At 69.2% G+C, this 15,240-nt stretch carries 16 protein-coding genes and 1 pseudogene; 15 read left to right on the top strand and 2 right to left on the bottom strand.

The window, feature by feature from the left end; genetic code table 11:
• The first annotated feature begins 48 nt into the window (after positions 1-48).
• The 10 genes and pseudogenes from xrtQ to QZH52_RS03710 all read left to right on the top strand — a co-directional run bounded on the left by xrtQ (position 49) and on the right by QZH52_RS03710 (position 9,542).
• Positions 49-927 (top strand): exosortase Q, encoded by an 879-nt coding sequence (gene xrtQ / locus QZH52_RS03755; protein WP_301804093.1) that lies wholly within the window; start codon positions 49-51, stop codon positions 925-927.
• Positions 908-1,480, top strand: coding sequence for a hypothetical protein (locus QZH52_RS03750; RefSeq protein WP_301804091.1), 573 nt, complete (start codon positions 908-910; stop codon positions 1,478-1,480). The genes xrtQ and QZH52_RS03750 overlap by 20 nt, the downstream gene beginning before the upstream one ends.
• A 7-nt stretch (positions 1,481-1,487) precedes the next feature.
• Positions 1,488-2,768 carry a biosynthetic peptidoglycan transglycosylase gene (locus QZH52_RS03745; protein WP_301804089.1) on the top strand — a complete coding sequence of 427 codons (1,281 nt, stop codon included), beginning with the start codon at positions 1,488-1,490 and terminating at the stop codon, positions 2,766-2,768.
• 87 nt (positions 2,769-2,855) lie between these two features.
• Positions 2,856-3,970 (top strand): annotated as a pseudogene (locus QZH52_RS03740) (ABC transporter ATP-binding protein).
• A gap of 66 nt (positions 3,971-4,036) precedes the next feature.
• Positions 4,037-5,308, top strand: coding sequence for an ABC transporter substrate-binding protein (locus QZH52_RS03735; protein WP_286519604.1), 1,272 nt, complete (start codon positions 4,037-4,039; stop codon positions 5,306-5,308).
• Positions 5,309-5,315: 7 nt separating this feature from the next.
• Positions 5,316-6,233: an ABC transporter permease gene (locus QZH52_RS03730; protein WP_301804085.1), complete on the top strand. Its 918-nt coding sequence runs from the start codon at positions 5,316-5,318 to the stop codon at positions 6,231-6,233.
• 1 nt (position 6,234) lies between these two features.
• The gene (locus QZH52_RS03725; protein ID WP_301804084.1) at positions 6,235-7,125 is read left to right on the top strand and encodes an ABC transporter permease; all 891 of its coding nucleotides are present in this window, start codon (positions 6,235-6,237) and stop codon (positions 7,123-7,125) included.
• Positions 7,126-7,140: 15 nt separating this feature from the next.
• Complete coding sequence (locus QZH52_RS03720; protein WP_301804083.1) at positions 7,141-7,872, top strand: aspartate/glutamate racemase family protein; 732 nt, start codon at positions 7,141-7,143, stop codon at positions 7,870-7,872.
• A gap of 48 nt (positions 7,873-7,920) precedes the next feature.
• Entirely contained in the window at positions 7,921-8,826 is a 906-nt protein-coding gene (locus QZH52_RS03715) for a pirin family protein (RefSeq protein ID WP_301804080.1), read from the top strand.
• A gap of 149 nt (positions 8,827-8,975) precedes the next feature.
• The gene (locus QZH52_RS03710; RefSeq protein ID WP_301804078.1) at positions 8,976-9,542 is read left to right on the top strand and encodes a Spy/CpxP family protein refolding chaperone; all 567 of its coding nucleotides are present in this window, start codon (positions 8,976-8,978) and stop codon (positions 9,540-9,542) included.
• Between the two features lie 61 nt (positions 9,543-9,603).
• On the opposite strand, the gene QZH52_RS03705 is transcribed toward QZH52_RS03710, so the two are convergent.
• The gene (locus tag QZH52_RS03705; RefSeq protein ID WP_301804076.1) at positions 9,604-10,035 is read right to left on the bottom strand and encodes a serine/threonine protein kinase; all 432 of its coding nucleotides are present in this window, start codon (positions 10,033-10,035) and stop codon (positions 9,604-9,606) included.
• A gap of 198 nt (positions 10,036-10,233) precedes the next feature.
• Between QZH52_RS03705 and QZH52_RS03700 the strand changes: the two genes are divergently transcribed.
• From QZH52_RS03700 to QZH52_RS03685, 4 genes are all read left to right on the top strand, one after another.
• Positions 10,234-11,025 carry an endonuclease/exonuclease/phosphatase family protein gene (locus QZH52_RS03700; RefSeq protein ID WP_301804073.1) on the top strand — a complete coding sequence of 264 codons (792 nt, stop codon included), beginning with the start codon at positions 10,234-10,236 and terminating at the stop codon, positions 11,023-11,025.
• Positions 11,022-12,281, top strand: a complete 1,260-nt coding sequence (gene clsB, locus QZH52_RS03695; RefSeq protein WP_301804071.1) for a cardiolipin synthase ClsB — start codon at positions 11,022-11,024, stop codon at positions 12,279-12,281. Before QZH52_RS03700 ends, clsB begins: the two co-directional genes overlap by 4 nt.
• Before the next feature lie 2 nt (positions 12,282-12,283).
• Complete coding sequence (locus QZH52_RS03690; RefSeq protein ID WP_436411534.1) at positions 12,284-13,255, top strand: lysylphosphatidylglycerol synthase domain-containing protein; 972 nt, start codon at positions 12,284-12,286, stop codon at positions 13,253-13,255.
• 94 nt (positions 13,256-13,349) lie between these two features.
• Positions 13,350-14,084, top strand: a complete 735-nt coding sequence (locus tag QZH52_RS03685) for a DUF4130 domain-containing protein (RefSeq protein ID WP_301804066.1) — start codon at positions 13,350-13,352, stop codon at positions 14,082-14,084.
• Here QZH52_RS03685 and QZH52_RS03680 read toward each other — a convergent pair.
• Positions 14,026-14,595 (bottom strand): acyloxyacyl hydrolase, encoded by a 570-nt coding sequence (locus QZH52_RS03680; RefSeq protein WP_301804064.1) that lies wholly within the window; start codon positions 14,593-14,595, stop codon positions 14,026-14,028. The genes QZH52_RS03685 and QZH52_RS03680 overlap by 59 nt on opposite strands.
• 145 nt (positions 14,596-14,740) lie before the next feature.
• Here QZH52_RS03680 and QZH52_RS03675 point away from each other — a divergent pair, with 145 nt between their 5' ends.
• Positions 14,741-15,238, top strand: a complete 498-nt coding sequence (locus QZH52_RS03675) for a polyhydroxyalkanoate granule-associated phasin (protein ID WP_301804062.1) — start codon at positions 14,741-14,743, stop codon at positions 15,236-15,238.
• Positions 15,239-15,240 lie beyond the last annotated feature (2 nt).

Below are 15,240 nucleotides of genomic sequence, written 5' to 3'. Positions count from 1 at the left end.
GAAGCAGTTTTGCTCTGTCCTCAACTGATCAGAAGAAACACCACCACCATGACCCCAACCTCCCTGGCCACCCGCCACCCCCGCCTCTTCGAAGCCGGCATCCGCCTCGACCGCCTGCCCGCCCTCGCCTGGCTCGCGCTCCAGGCCGCAGCCCTGGCCCCCACCTGGACCTGGATGGCGCGGCGCATGCTGGACCGCTCCGACGATCCGCTCGGCCTGCTGGCGATCGCGGCGCTGGCGCTGCTGGTGTTCACGCTGCGGCACGGACTGCGCGCGGCGCCGCGCCTCGGCTGGCTGGCGCTGGCGGCTCTGGCGACCCTGGCCGCCACCCTGGGCCGCACCGGCATCGGCCCGGTGCCGCCGCTGCCGCCACTGGCCGCCGCGCTGCTGGCCATGGCCGCGCTGGCCTGCGCACTGCTGGCCTTCCTGCCGAGCGAGGTCCCCGCGACGCCAGTCGCCGGGCTGGCGGTGCTGGCGCTGCCGCTGCTGTCCTCGCTGCAGTTCTATGCCGGCTACCCGCTGCGCGTCGTGACGGCCGAGGCCAGCCGCTGGCTGCTGGCGCCGGGCTTCGAGGTCGCACGCGAAGGCAGCAGCCTCTGGATCGATGGCCGGCTGGTGATCGTCGACGCGCCCTGCTCGGGCGTGCAGATGGCCTGGTTCGGCTACTTCACGGCCTGCGTGGTCGCGCTCTGGGCGCTGCGCGACGACCGCGCCTTCCTGGCCCGGCTGCCGGCGGTCGGCCTGCTGGTGCTGGCCGGCAACATCGTGCGCAACAGCCTGCTGGTGGCCCTGGAGGCGGCCGGCCGCGCGCCGCCGCCCTGGCTGCACGACGCCTTCGGCCTGGCCTTGCTGGCGGCGGTCTGCGGCGGCATCGCCTGGGTCATGAACCATTCCCGAGGAGACCGCCATGGCCATCGCCGTGCTTGACCGCTGCTTCGCCAACCGCCTGGTGCATCGCATGCTGCACAAGGCCCTGTTCGGCATCGCCATGCTGCTCTGCCTGGCCTGGTCGGGCAGCGCGGCGCTGCATATGGCGCCGCCGGCCGCGGCCGCGGCGGCCTTCCACGAATGGCCAAGCGAATGGGACGGCGCGCCGCTGCGCCCGCTGGCCCTGAGCGAGGTCGAAAACCGCTTCGCCGAGCGCTTCCCGGGCAGCATGGCGCGCCTGACCGACGGCCAGCAGGTGCTGGTGCTGCGCCAGGTGAACGCGCCGACGCGCATGCTGCATCCGGCCGCCGACTGCTACCGCGCGCTAGGCTACGGCATCGCGCAGGCCCGGCTGGAGCGCGACCTGCACGAGCGACTGTGGCGCTGTTTCGTCGCCGAGCGCACCGGCGGTCGAAAAATCAGGGTCTGCGAGCGTATCGTCGACGCCGGGGGCGGCGCTTTCACCGACACTTCAGCCTGGTACTGGGCGGCGGCCAGTGGCCGCTCGAACGGTCCCTGGCAAGCCGTCACCCTGGCGAAACCGATCGAGTGAGAGTGATTTGCTGAAGAAAGCGCTGGTTTACCTGCTGTTCGCGACCCTGGCCCTGATTCTGACGGCGGCGGTCGCGGTGTTCCTGATCCTGAGGCTGGCGCTGGCACCCGGCCGCGACGAATGGCCGGCCCGCTTCCAGGCCGGCCCGGTGGCCGTCGACGTCGGCGTGCCGACCGCGATCCGCCTCGCCACCTCCTCCTGGTTCGCCCCCTGGCTGGCCGGCCGCACGCTGGACACCGCCCACGGCCCCGTCCGCTTCGGCTGGAACGCCGCGACCGAGACCCTGGAGCTCATCTGCGCGCCCTGCAGCGCCACGGTCCCGGCCCTGGGCACCGCGCCGATCCGGCTCGACAGCCTGCGCGCCACGGTGCGCCGCGACGCCGGCACGCTGGGCGGCACGCTCGAAGCCGCGCCGCCGGCCCGGCCGCTGGCGGTCGGCGACCGCACCGACGACGGCATCCTGCGCGGACGCTGGACCGGGCGCCTGACGCAGCAGGCCCTGCACATCGACATCCAGGTCCCCGAGACGCCGATCGCGCGCTGGTACACCGTGCTGGCGCCCGGGCTGGCCGAACTTCAACGCGCCCGCATCGGCGGCACGCTGGCGCTGAACGCCCAGGTCGGCCTGCCCGCCGGCACCTTCGCGGTGCAGCCGCGCATCGCCGATTTCACGGTCGACGGGCTGGGCACCGAGACGCTCGCCAACGCACGCACCACCTGCGGCGCCCCGAGCCGGCTCGGCCCCGACAGCTGGCTGGCGCGCGCGGTGATCGCGGCCGAGGACCAGCGCTTCTTCACCCATCCGGGCTACGACATGACCGAGCTCGCGGCCTCGCTGGAGATCAACCAGAAGGCCTCCAAGGCCGAACGCGGGGGCAGCACCCTGAGCCAGCAGTTGGCCAAGATCCTCGTGACCGGCGGCGAACAGAGCGCCGACCGCAAGCTGCGCGAGCTGCTGTATGCGGTCGAGATGGAACAGACCCTGGGCAAGGCGCGCATCCTCCAGCTCTACATCGACAACGCCCCCTGGGGCGCCCGGATTTGCGGCGCCGATGCCGCGGCGCGCACCTATTTCAAGCGCCCGGCGCGCAACCTCGAACCGGTGCAGGCGGTTTGGCTGGCGGCCATGCTCAACAACCCGGCCCTGGCCGTGCGCAAGTGGCAACAAGAGGGCAACATCAACCTCGACCGGGCCAGATGGGTGGCCGATGGGGTACGCGGCATCAGCAAGGCGCAGCGCGATGCCCTGTTGCGCAGCGTCGCCACGGCCCGCTTCGCACCACCTTGACGCAGCCGGCCCGCGCACCAAGTCGGCGCAACGAAAAGGCCCGCAGCCCACGACTTCGCTGGCACATGTCTTGCGATGGCATCCCCAATGGATGCTGTCACCGCCCCCCCGCCCGCAGCTGTTGAAATCGTCGCGCTGAGCAAGCGCTACGCCGCTGGCACGCCGCCCGCCGTCGACCAGATCGACCTGCGGATCGCCAGCGGCAGCTACTGCTGCCTGCTCGGTCCGTCGGGCTGCGGCAAGAGCACGACGCTGCGGATGGTGGCGGGCCACGAATCGGCCTCCGGCGGCGACATCCTGCTGGACAACCGCAACATCACCAACCTGCCGGCCGCGGCGCGCGGCACGGCGATGATGTTCCAGAGCTTCGCGCTGTTTCCGCACCTGTCGGCGCTCGACAACGTTGCCTTCAGCCTCAAGATGAAAAGGGCGTCTCAAAGAGCGAGCGCCACAAGCGCGCCGGCAACCTGCTCGAGCGGGTCGCGATGGGCCACCTGGCCGGGCGCAAGCCGGGCGAGCTGTCGGGCGGCCAGCAGCAGCGCGTGGCGCTGGCGCGGGCCCTGATCACCGAGCCGCGGGTGCTGCTGCTCGACGAGCCGCTGTCGGCGCTCGACCCCTTCCTGCGGATCCAGATGCGCGCCGAGCTGCGGCGCTGGCAGAAGGAGCTGGGCCTGACCTTCATCCACGTCACCCATTCGCAGGAAGAGGCGATGGCGCTGGCCGACACCATGGTGGTGATGAACAACGGCCTGATCGAGCAGGTCGGCTCGCCGCACGAGGTCTACAACCATCCGGCGAGCGAGTTCGTGGCGCGCTTCATGGGCGGCCACAACGTGTTCGCGCTGGACGACGGCAAGGTCGCGGTGCGCAACGACCACACGCGGATCGCGCCGGCCACCGGCGCGGCGGGCGAGCCGGGGCTGCCCGCGCACGTCACCGACGTCGAATACCAGGGCACCTACGTGCTGCTCGGCCTGCGCCTGACCAGCGTGCCTCCGGAGCAGAGCGGCATCTCGGTGCTGCTGTCCGAGCAGGAATTCGCCGGCCGCAGCTACGAGGTCGGCGACAGCGTGCGTGTCTCGTGGGCCGAGTCCGATGCCCGGACGCTGGGCCCCGGCGCCACGCGCCCCGAAGCACGCAGCGGCGGCACGTCGCCGCCGCGACGCGCGCCGCTGGCGGCCCTGGCGGCGATGGCGGCCTGACAGCGCCCGCGACCGGCCCCGGCCTCTCCCCCCTTTTCTTCACCACCGCCTCTCAGGAGACCTTCCATGTCCAAAAAAATCGAAACCCCGACCCTCGGCGTGCAGCGCCGCACGCTGCTGCAGGGCACGGCAGGCATCCTCGCGGCGGGTGTCTTCCCGGCCATCCACGCGCAGGAGAAGATCGTGCTGCGCTACCTCGGCACCGCGGTCAACCAGGACAAGGCGATCGCCGAGAAGTTCAAGGCCGACACCGGCATCGAGATCCAGTACGTGGCCGTCACCACCGACGACGTCACCAAGCGCGCCGTGACCGCGCCGAACAGCTTCGACCTGATCGACACCGAGTACTTCTCGCTGAAGAAGATCGTGCCCACCGGCAACCTCAAGGGCATCGACACCAAGCGGGTCAAGAACGCCGACAAGATCACCTCGCTATTCACCAAGGGCGAGGTCGCCGGCAAGAAGGTCGGCGACCAGGGCACGGCGCCGATCAAGGTGATCTTCCTCGAGGGCGAGAAGAGCAAGGCCTTCTCGAAGACGCCGACGCAGTTCATGTCGCTGATCCCGACCACCTACAACGCCGACACGCTGGGCATCCGGCCCGACCTGATCAAGCGGCCGATCGGCTCCTGGGCCGAGCTGCTGAACCCCGAGTTCAAGGGCAAGGCGGCGATCTTGAACATCCCGTCGATCGGCATCATGGACGCGGCGATGGTGGTCGAGGCCAAGGGCATCCACAAGTACGCCGACAAGGGCAACATGACCAAGGCCGAGATCGACCTGACGATCAAGACCCTGATCGAGGCCAAGAAGGCCGGCCAGTTCCGCGCCCTGTGGAAGGACTTCAACGAGTCGGTCAACCTGATGTCCTCGGGCGAGGTGGTGATCCAGTCGATGTGGTCGCCGGCCGTGACCGCGGTGCGCAGCAAGGGCATCGCCTGCACCTTCCAGCCGCTCAAGGAAGGCTACCGCGCCTGGGCCTCGGGCTTCGGCCTGCCGGCCACCCTGTCGGGCAAGAAGCTCGACGGCGCCTACGAATTCATCAACTGGTTCCTCGACGGCTGGGCCGGTGCCTACCTGAACCGCCAGGGCTACTACAGCGCCGTGCTGGAAACCGCCAAGGCCAAGATGGAGCCCTACGAGTGGGCCTACTGGATGGAAGGCAAGCCCGCCGCGCAGGACATCAAGAGCCCGCAGGGCGACGTCATCGCCAAGGTCGGCGCGGTGCGCGACGGCGGCAGCTACGAGGAGCGCATGGGCGGCATCGCCTGCTGGAACGCCGTGATGGACGAGAACGAATACATGGTGCGGAAGTGGAACGAGTTCGTGGCTGCATGACGACAGGATGAGCGCGCCCACGACCACCAGCCACGCGGCCTTGCTGCCTGCCCACGCCGTCAAGGCCTGGTGGCAGGCGGCGCCGTTCGCGCTGGTGTTCCTGTTGTTCTTCCTGATCCCGCTGGCGCTGATCGCGATGGTCAGCCTGTGGAACTTCAACGAGTACGAGCTGATTCCGGCGATCTCGCCGCGCAACTACTTCGCGATCTTCGAGGGCTGTTCGCACCTCACCGACAACGGCGACCTCTGCGTCACCTTGTCGACCTACCTCAGCACGCTCAAGTTCTGCCTGCTGGTCTGGGCCATCACGCTCCTGATCGGTTTCTCGGTGGCCTACTTCCTGTCCTTCCACGTGCGCTCGCCGGGCATGCAGACGCTGCTGTTCGTGCTGTGCACGGTGCCGTTCTGGACCTCCAACGTGATCCGCATGATCTCGTGGGTGCCGCTGCTGGGCCGCAACGGGCTGGTGAACCAGGGGCTCATGGGGCTGGGCCTGGTCGATGCGCCGGTCGAGTGGCTGCTGTTCTCGGACTTCTCGGTGGTGCTGGCCTTCGTGCACCTGTACACCATGTTCATGATCGTGCCGATCTTCAACTCGATGATGCGCATCGACCGTTCGCTGCTCGAAGCCGCCAACGACTCCGGCGCCTCGGGTTGGCAGACGCTGTGGAACGTGATCGTGCCGCTGTCGCGCACCGGCATCCTGATCGGCTCGATCTTCGTCATCACGATCGTGATGGGCGACTTCGTCACCATCGGCGTGATGGGCGGCCAGCAGATCGCCTCGGTCGGCAAGATCATCCAGGTCCAGACCTCGTATCTGCAGTTCCCGCTGGCGGCGGCCAACGCGATGATCCTGCTGGCGGTGGTGCTGATGATCATCTGGGGCCTCACGCGGCTGGTCGACATCCGGAAGGAGCTCTGACTTGAGCCACCGGATTGGTGAACAGCGCAGCGCCGGCTTCTGGCCCCTGGCCCTGGTCTTCACGCTGTTCGTGGTCTTCCTCTACGGCCCGATGATCACCATCTTCGTGCTGAGCTTCCAGGGCCCCGAGGGCGGCCTCACCTTTCCGCTGCGCGGCGTGTCGCTGCACTGGTTCCGCAAGCTCGCCGAGGGCCTGGGCACGGTCGACATCGGCGCCGCCTTCGGCCGCTCGCTGATGCTCGGCGCGGTGGTGATGGCCTTCACGGTGGTGCTGTCGGTGCTGGCCGGCCTCGCGTTCCGCAAGCGGCTCAAGGGCGGCAACGCCCTGTTCTTCGTCACGGTAGCGAGCCTGATCATGCCGTCGATCATCGTCTCGCTGGGCATCGGGCTGCAGTTCCGCCTGCTCGACACCGGCCTCAAGGGCGCGCTCGGCGCGATCGGCGCCGAGGGCCTGCTCGAGAACTACGGCACCGCGCTCGGGCTGCTCACCTCGGCCCTCGGCGCCCACCTGACCTGGACGCTGCCCTTCGGCCTGCTGATCATGTTCGCGGTCTTCAACCGCTTCAATCCGGCCTACGAAGAAGCCGCGCGCGACCTCGGCGCCACGCCCTGGCAGAGCTTCCTGCACGTGGTGCTGCCGCTGATCGGGCCGTCGGTGGTCGGCATCGGCATGTTCGGCTTCACGCTGAGCTGGGACGAGATCGCGCGCACCTCGCAAGCCATCGGGGACGTCAATACGCTTCCGCTCGAACTGCAGGCGCTGACCTCGACCGTGACCACGCCATCGATCTACGCGCTCGGCACGGTGACCACCGTCGTATCGTTCGCCGTGATGGCGATCGCGCTGGGGTCGGCGGCGCTGCTGGGGCGGCGTTCGACGCGGCGCCGCTGACGCCCGCGCTCCACCATGAAGCGGCTGCTGGTCGTCAACCCGAACACCTCGGCCTCGGTGAGCGCGCTGCTCCAGCAGCACCTGCAGAAGCAACTGGAGGGAGCCCTGGCGGTGCACACGCTCACCGCGCGGTTCGGCGCGCCGTACATCGCCAGCGAGGCCACCTACGCGGTGGCGCAGCATGCGGTCCTCGATGCCTGGGCCAGCGCCCACGCGCACGGCGAGCGGCCTGACGCGATCCTGATCGGCTGCTTCGGCGACCCGGGCCTGTTCGCCCTGCGCGACGGCGCCGGCGTGCCGGTCGGCGGACTGGCCGAGGCGGCCTTCGCGGCGGCCGCCCGGCACGGCCGTTTCGCCGTCGTGACCGGCGGCGAACGCTGGCGGCCGATGCTCGATCGGCTGGCATCCTCGCTCGGCTTCGCGGCGTCGCTGGCCGGCATCCACACGGTGGCACCCAGCGGCGCTCAGCTGGCCCAGGACCCGGTCGGCGCCCGCAGCCTGCTGGCCGAAGCTTGCCGCGAGGCCGCGACGCGCTTCGAGGCGCAGGCGGTGATCCTCGGCGGCGCCGGCCTGGCGGGCATGGCGGGCGATTTCGCCGCTTCGGTGCCGGTGCCGCTGATCGACAGCGTCAGCGCCGGCGCCGAGTGGGCGCTCGAGGCCGTCAGCGGCGGCGAGACGGCGGCCACGCCCCCGGGTTTCGGCGTGGCCTGGCAGAACGTGTCCTGGGAGCTCGAGTCGCTGGGCTGACTGGCCCCACCGCCAGCGCGGTCGCCCCGACCGTGCCACCATGCCAGGATGAGCACCAACTCCCACGCCCATCCGTCCCCCGCGGTCGAGCCGCTGTCGCTCTCCCAGCCGCGCGGCATCGACCAGATCGTCGCCGGCGTCTCGACCAGCGACGGCGACGGCGTCAAGCTCACGCGCGTGCTGCACCAGCCGCTGCAGCAGCGCCTCGATCCCTACCTGATGCTCGATGCGTTCAGCAGCGACAACCCGGGCGACTACATCGGCGGCTTCCCGAGCCACCCCCACCGCGGCTTCGAGACCGTGACCTACATGATCTCCGGGCGCATGCGCCACCGCGACAGTGCCGGCCACGAAGGCCTGCTGTCGAACGGCGGCGTGCAGTGGATGACCGCCGGGCGGGGCCTGGTGCACAGCGAGCTGCCCGAGCAGGAAGAAGGCCTCATGGAAGGCTTCCAGCTGTGGCTCAACCTGCCGGCCAAGGACAAGATGCGCGAGCCCTGGTATCGCGACATCCAGAGTCCAGAGATCCCGGAGTTCATCACCCCGGCTGGCGCCCACGTGCGCGTCATCGCGGGCGTCAGCCACGGCGTCCATGGCGCGGTCCAGCGGGAACACACCGAGCCGCTCTACCTCGACATCACGCTGCCGCCCGGGGCCGAGTTCGCCCAGCCGCTGCTGGACGACCGCAACGCGCTGGTCTACGTGTTCCGCGAGTCGCTCTACATCGGCAGCGCCGAGATCCCGACCAAGCGCATGGCGATCCTGGCCAACGAGCCCGGCAGCGATGGCGTGGTGCTGCGGGCGCCGGCCTCGAACCACAGCCCGGCCCGCGCGCTGCTGATCGCCGGCAAGCCGCTGCACGAGCCGATCGCCCAGTACGGGCCATTCGTCATGAACACGCGCGAGCAGGTCACCCAGGCGGTGCACGACTTCCAGAACGGCAAGCTCGGCTGACCGCGCGAGAGGGCGAGTCGCGAGCGCCCGCGGTTCATGCTTCTTTACCAGACCTCACCCCGGGCTCACGATCGCGATACATGGCGGCGCCAGACTTCCTCTCACCTGCTGCCCATCGGTGGCAGGCTTCTTCGAAAGGAAGCACTCTCATGATCCCGTCTCGCAAAAGCCTTCTCTGGGCCGGTCTGCTGGCCTCGGCCACCTTCGCATCGTCCGGTGCCTTTGCACAGGCGCCGCTGACGGCTCCCCCGCCGCCCGCCGCCACGGCCCAGCCTGGGGCGCAGGCGCCAGCCAAGCCGCAGCGCCATGAGGCCGATCGCGCCGAACGCTTCGAGCGCATGCAGGCCCATCGGGCCCAGCAGTTGGCCGCCCTGAAGGAAAAGCTCAAGCTGACCCCGGCCCAGGAAAGCGCCTGGAACAGCTTCAACGCCGCCCAGCAGCCCCCGGCCCGCCCGGCAGGCCAGCCGGGTGCCGATCGCGCCGAGTTCGCCAAGCTGACGACGCCCCAGCGCCTCGACCGGATGCAGGCACGCCAGGCCGAACGCAGCGCAATGTTCGCCAAGCGTGCCGACGCCACGCGGAGCTTCTACGCAGCCTTGTCGCCGGAGCAGCAGAAGACCTTCGACGCCGAATCGATGCAACGCTTCGGCCACCGCGGCGCTGGCGGTCCTGGCGGACACCACCATCACCCGGCCCCGCCGCCGGCCAAGAGCTGATCTTCCGCCACGGCAAAAGCCCCCTGCACCCACGTGCAGGGGGTTTCTTTCAAGCGACCGCCTACTTCGGCGTGCCGGTCTTGTCGGTCGGGTTGGTGGGCACTTCAGGCCGCTCGCCCTTCTCGCCGAAATGCGGCTTCACCTTCCGGCCCGACTGGCTGACTTCGATGCGAGACCTCTCGCCCGTCGGCGCCGGCATCGCGTTGGGCTGGTGATTCACCGTGGTCGACGCCTCGCCCTTGGGCACGTTGTTGGTGGCATTGCTGCGGTTGTGGACGCGGGCTTCCGATTTCACAACCTCGCGCGATGCCGGGTTGCTGCCGTCTGGCCGCTGGGTCGGATTGGCGACGCCCGCCGGCGTCTTGGTGCTGGCTTGGCCCCCGACCGCGGGGTCGGGCTGGGCTGGCATCGCGGTGGTGCCCTGGGCCATGGCGAGGCCGGCCATGCCCATCAGTCCGGCGAGAAGGGTGGTGGCGACAAATTGTTGCTTCATGATGGCTCCTGTCTCTCTGCGTTCGTTGAACAAGTCGAGCCCTTTTCTTCAAGCTCTGAATGCACCGTAGAAGGGCACGGACGGCCGCCATGTGGGGCTGCGGCCGGGCTGCCTGTAGGCGCCATGCCCCCTTGAGCGAAGGCCATCGAAGGAGGTGGTCCGTTCCTACAGCCGCGGAAGCTGGCCCGGCTTACAACCATGCTTGTGAAGCCTCCCCTGCATTCGGGCGCCACCGCCGCGCCGGCGACCTCCCTCAAGGTCATGACCGTGAACACCCACAAGGGCTTCACGGCGCTGAACCGCAAGTTCATCCTGCCGGAGTTGCGCGATGCGGTGCGCACGGTGGGCGCCGACGTGGTGTTCCTCCAGGAGGTGCTGGGCACCCACTCGCGCCATTCGCGCAAGGTCGACAACTGGCCCGAGGCACCGCACTACGAATTCCTGGCCGACACCATGTGGCCGCAGTTCGCCTATGGCCGCAACGCGGTGTATCCCAAGGGGCATCACGGCAACGCCGTGCTGTCGAAGTTCCCGATCGTCCACCACCGCAACCACGACGTCTCGATCGTCGGGCCCGAGAAGCGAGGCCTCCTGCATTGCGTGCTGCGGCTGCCGGGACGGCCGATCGACGTCCACGTGATCTGCGCGCACCTGGGACTCGCCGAGGCCCACCGGCTGCAGCAGCTCGAGCTGCTTTGCCACATCGTGCGCGACGAGGTGCCGGCCAATGCACCCCTGGTCGTCGCCGGCGATTTCAACGACTGGCGCGGCCGCGCCCACCAGATCCTCGCCCAGGGGGCTTCGCTGAGCGAGGTCTTCGTGCAGGCCCATGGCAGCGCCGCGCGAACCTTTCCCGCCCGCTTCCCGCTGCTGTCGCTGGACCGCATCTACGTCCGGAACGCCAGCGTCCATTCACCGGTGGTGCTGCCGCGCCGGCCCTGGTCGCACCTGTCGGACCATGCCCCGCTGGTGGCGGAGATCGCGCTGTGAGCAACGACACCCCCGACACGGCCGCCGCCGGCCGCCGCTGGACCGACGGCAACCGCGTCGCGCTGCTGGAAAACGGCGAGCAGTTCTTTCCGCGCGTGTTCGAGGCCATCGGCGAAGCCCGGCGCGAGGTGATCGTCGAGACCTTCATCCTGTTCGAGGACAAGGTCGGCGAGCAGCTGCACGCGGCGCTGAGCGCGGCGGCCCGCCGTGGCGTCAAGGTCGACCTCATGATCGACGGCTTCGGCTCGCCCTCGCTGTCGCCCGGATTCATCGCGGGATTGATCGCCGCGGGCGTCAAGGTGCGGGTGTTCGATCCCGGCAAGCGCATCTTCGGCCAGCGGCTCAACGTCTTCCGCCGCATGCACCGCAAGATCGTGGTGGTCGACGGCACGCTGGCCTTCGTCGGCGGTATCAACTATTCGGCCGACCACCTGCTCGACTTCGGCCCCAAGGCGAAGCAGGACTATGCGGTCGAGTTGGCCGGCCCGATCGTCTCCGAGATCCATCGCTTCGTGCTGCAGGCGATCGCTGTCGGTGGCAAGGGCGCCGGCTGGTTCCGGCGCCGGATCCGCGCCGCCGCGCAAGACGACAACGCGCCCGCGGGAGAGGCCGCGGCGCAGTTCGTCACCCGCGACAATCGGCGCCACACCAACGACATCGAGCGCCACTATCTCGCGGCCATCCGCAGCGCCCGCCAACGCATCGTGATCGCCAACGCCTATTTCTTTCCCGGCTACCGGCTCATCAAGGAGCTGCGCCGTGCCGCCCGGCGCGGTGTCGACGTGCGGCTGATCCTGCAGGGCGAACCCGACATGCCGATCGTCAAGGTGGCGGCCAGCATGCTCTATCACCACCTGCTGCATGCGGGCGTGCGGATCTACGAATATTGCGAGCGCCCGCTGCACGGCAAGGTGGCGCTGGTCGACGAGCGATGGAGCACCGTCGGTTCCAGCAACCTGGACCCGCTGAGCCTTTCGCTCAATCTCGAAGCCAACGTGATCCTGCGCGACCGGGGCTTCAACCAGACGCTGTGGGAGCGGCTCGACGCGCTGATGCAGAACAGCTGCAGGCAGATCGAGGCCTCAGACCTCGATGAGTGGAGCGGCTGGCGGCTGGTACGCAGCTTCGTCATTTTCCATGTGCTGCGCTGGTACCCCTCCTGGGTCGGCTGGCTGCCGCGCCACGCGCCGAAGCTGAAGCCGCTCGACACGGCCCTGCACCAGGGCGGCGGCGCCACGCGGACGGATGCGGCGTGAGGGTGCAGGTGCAAGCGCAGGCACCGGCCGCCGGCGGCTGGCCGCTGGTGAAACGCATCGGGGCCTGGCTCTTCTTCGCCGCGGTGCTGGCGCTGGTCGTGCGACAGGCCCGCACGATCGACTGGAACGAGGTGCTCGACGCGCTGCGCGCCATTCCACGGCCCGCACTGCTGGCGGCCGCGGTGCTCGCCGCGTGCAGCCACCTGCTCTACAGCACCTTCGACCTGCTGGGCCGACGCATGACCGGCCACCGGCTCGGCACCCGCATCGTGATGCGCGTCACCTTCATCAGCTATGCCTTCAACCTGAACCTAGGCGCCCTGGTCGGCGGCGTTGCCTTCAGGTACCGGCTCTACTCGCGGCTGGGCCTGGACAGCCTGACCATCACGCGGGTGCTCGGTTTCAGCATGCTGACCAACTGGCTGGGGTACCTGGTGCTGGCGGGCACGGTCTTCTGCTTCTTTCCGATGGTGCTGCCGCCCGACTGGAAGATGGACGGCCAAGGGCTGCGCATCCTTGGCGCACTGCTGCTGGCCGGGGGCGCGGCCTACCTCAGCCTGTGCGCGATCGCGCGGCAGCACACCTGGCGGCTGCGCGGCCACGAGCTGGACACGCCCTCGCTGCGCATGGCGCTGCTACAGCTCGCGATGTCGATGCTCAACTGGTCGCTGATCGGCGGCATGATCTGGCTCCTCCTGCAGCGCCAGATTCCCTACCACGAGGTGCTGGCGGTGGCACTGGTCGCCGCGGTCGCCGGCGTGATCACCCACGTGCCTGGCGGCCTCGGTGTGCTGGAGGCCGTGTTCCTCGCGCTGCTCGGCCACCGGGCGCCGCAGGGCACGCTGCTCGGCGCGCTGCTGGCCTACCGGGCGATCTACTATCTGCTGCCCCTGATCCTCGCCGCCCTCACCTACGTGGCCACCGAGCTGCGGGCCCGGCAGCTCCGGCGGCGGCTGCCGAACGCCTCTTCCTGAGCGCGCGCGAGCCACGGCCGCGCCAGCGCAGGCCTCTGCGCTTTACGCCTGAACGCCTACAGGTGCGGCCTCGGGGCGGCCCTAAGTTGATGCCATGGCCCCGCACACCATCACCCTCGCCGGCAACATCGACTCCGACGGCTTCCGGCGCGAGGCCCGCTCGCTGCTGGCCGCCCTGGTCGCGCCGGACCAGGTCGACTGGGTCATCGACGCCGGGGCCGAGACGCAGCGTTTCTCGAGGCCGGCCGGCCTCGCCGCCACGCGCGGCGCGGCGAGCGCCGGCATCACCCATCCGCTGGTTCCGCGCTCCTTCATGTCGATGTGCGAGACCGTCATCCTGCACAACGCACCGCTGCGCTTCGGCCTGCTCTACCGGCTGCTGTGGCGATTGGTGCACGAACCCGGCCTGCAGCACGACCCGCGAGATCGCGACCGGGTCCAGGCGCTGCACATGGCCCAGGCCGTGCGGCGCGACATGCGCAAGATGAAGACGCTGATCCACTTCAGCGTCGTCGCCGATGCACCGGGCGCGGAGGCGCTCTACCTGGCCTGGTTCGACCCCGACCACCATGTGGTGGAGGCCGTGGCGCCTTTTTTCGCCCGCCGCTTCGCGCCGCTTCGCTGGGCCATCCTGACGCCCGAACGCAGCGTCCGCTGTCAAGGTCAGATGCTCGAATTCGGACCCGGCGTACCACCGAACGCGGCGGCCGACGGCCTGGAACGCTACCGCAACGTCTTCGAGAACCTCGCAGCGCGTCGCCAGCCCGTCATCAATAGCGATAGAGGTAGCGCACTCGCACGAAATTCTCGCCCGGGTTCGGCTCCTTGATGCCGGCGTTCGAGAAGTGCTGGAAACGCAGCGACACCTCGTGCGCGCCCTGCGCTCCGAGGCTCAGGCCGACGCCGAGTTGCTCGGTGAACTGGAAGGCGGTGGAGAATTCCCGGTCGGGCGTGCGGTAGAGCTGGTCCATCACGGTGGCGCCGATGCCGGCCTCGACGAACCAAGGCGACTCGCCCTGATTGAAGCGCCAGCGCCAGTTGGCGATCGCCCCGAGTTGCGTGTAGCTGCGCTTGTCCGCCCCATTGGGGGGCAGCGGCGCACGCCACTGGCTGAGAAAGAAATCCCAGTAGAACGAAAGCGGGCCGCCCGGTGCCGGCGACCCGCGCCATGACCAAGGCATGGCGTAGCCGAGGGTCAGTGAATCCGTGTCCGGGTCGCCGCGCCCGAGATCGATGTAGATGCCGGGCGCCCCGTCGGCGGGAGCGGCCATGGCGGCCAGGGGGAAAGCGAGGCTCGCAGCACACAGCAGGGCCCTGACGCAGCGCGATGAGTGAGTCATTCGTATGAGCATGAGTTGCATTGCGAATGTAACAAGCAACGCAAGACCCGTGCTCGCCTCCAAGTGGCATTTACCTTTGTAGGAAGACATCCCCAATCGATGCTGCACTGCAGCAAAAATGTGCGGCTCGGTCTATAGTGGCGCCATGAACCCCAGCTTCTCCTCCACGCGTTTCTTCAACCCGCTCATGCTGTGGGTCGACGTGGCCTTGACGACCAACGAGATGCTGCTGTCGGCCGGCTCGGTGATCCAGATGCGCACAGAACGCATGGCCAAGGCGGGCCTGTCCCCCAGCGAGGTCGACCTGGCCGAATTCCAGCTCATGGGCCACGAAAAACTGGCGGCGGCCAGCGAATCCGGCGCTGCGATGGCCAACCAGCTCCACACCACCCAGTTCGCGCTGGTGAACCGCGCCGTGAAGCACTGGCTGGGCAGCGGCCTGGCCTTGTTCTCACTGGCCACCAGCACCAGCCCGGCGCAGGCCGTCAGCCATGCCGAAGCCTTCGGGAACGCGGCCACCCGCTCGGCCGAAGCCGTGAACCACCTGTCGAGCGCGAGTGCCCGGATCGTCCAGCGCGGCCTCAAGCCGATCCACGCGAAGACCACCTCGAACGCCCGCCGGCTGTTGATCGAGCAGGCCTGACG

It is taken from the genome of Variovorax ginsengisoli (assembly GCF_030486595.1).
Taxonomy (GTDB): domain Bacteria; phylum Pseudomonadota; class Gammaproteobacteria; order Burkholderiales; family Burkholderiaceae_C; genus Variovorax; species Variovorax ginsengisoli_B.
The sequence above is the reverse complement of the archived record's forward strand: the minus strand, read 5'-3'. Positions and strand labels throughout refer to the sequence as shown.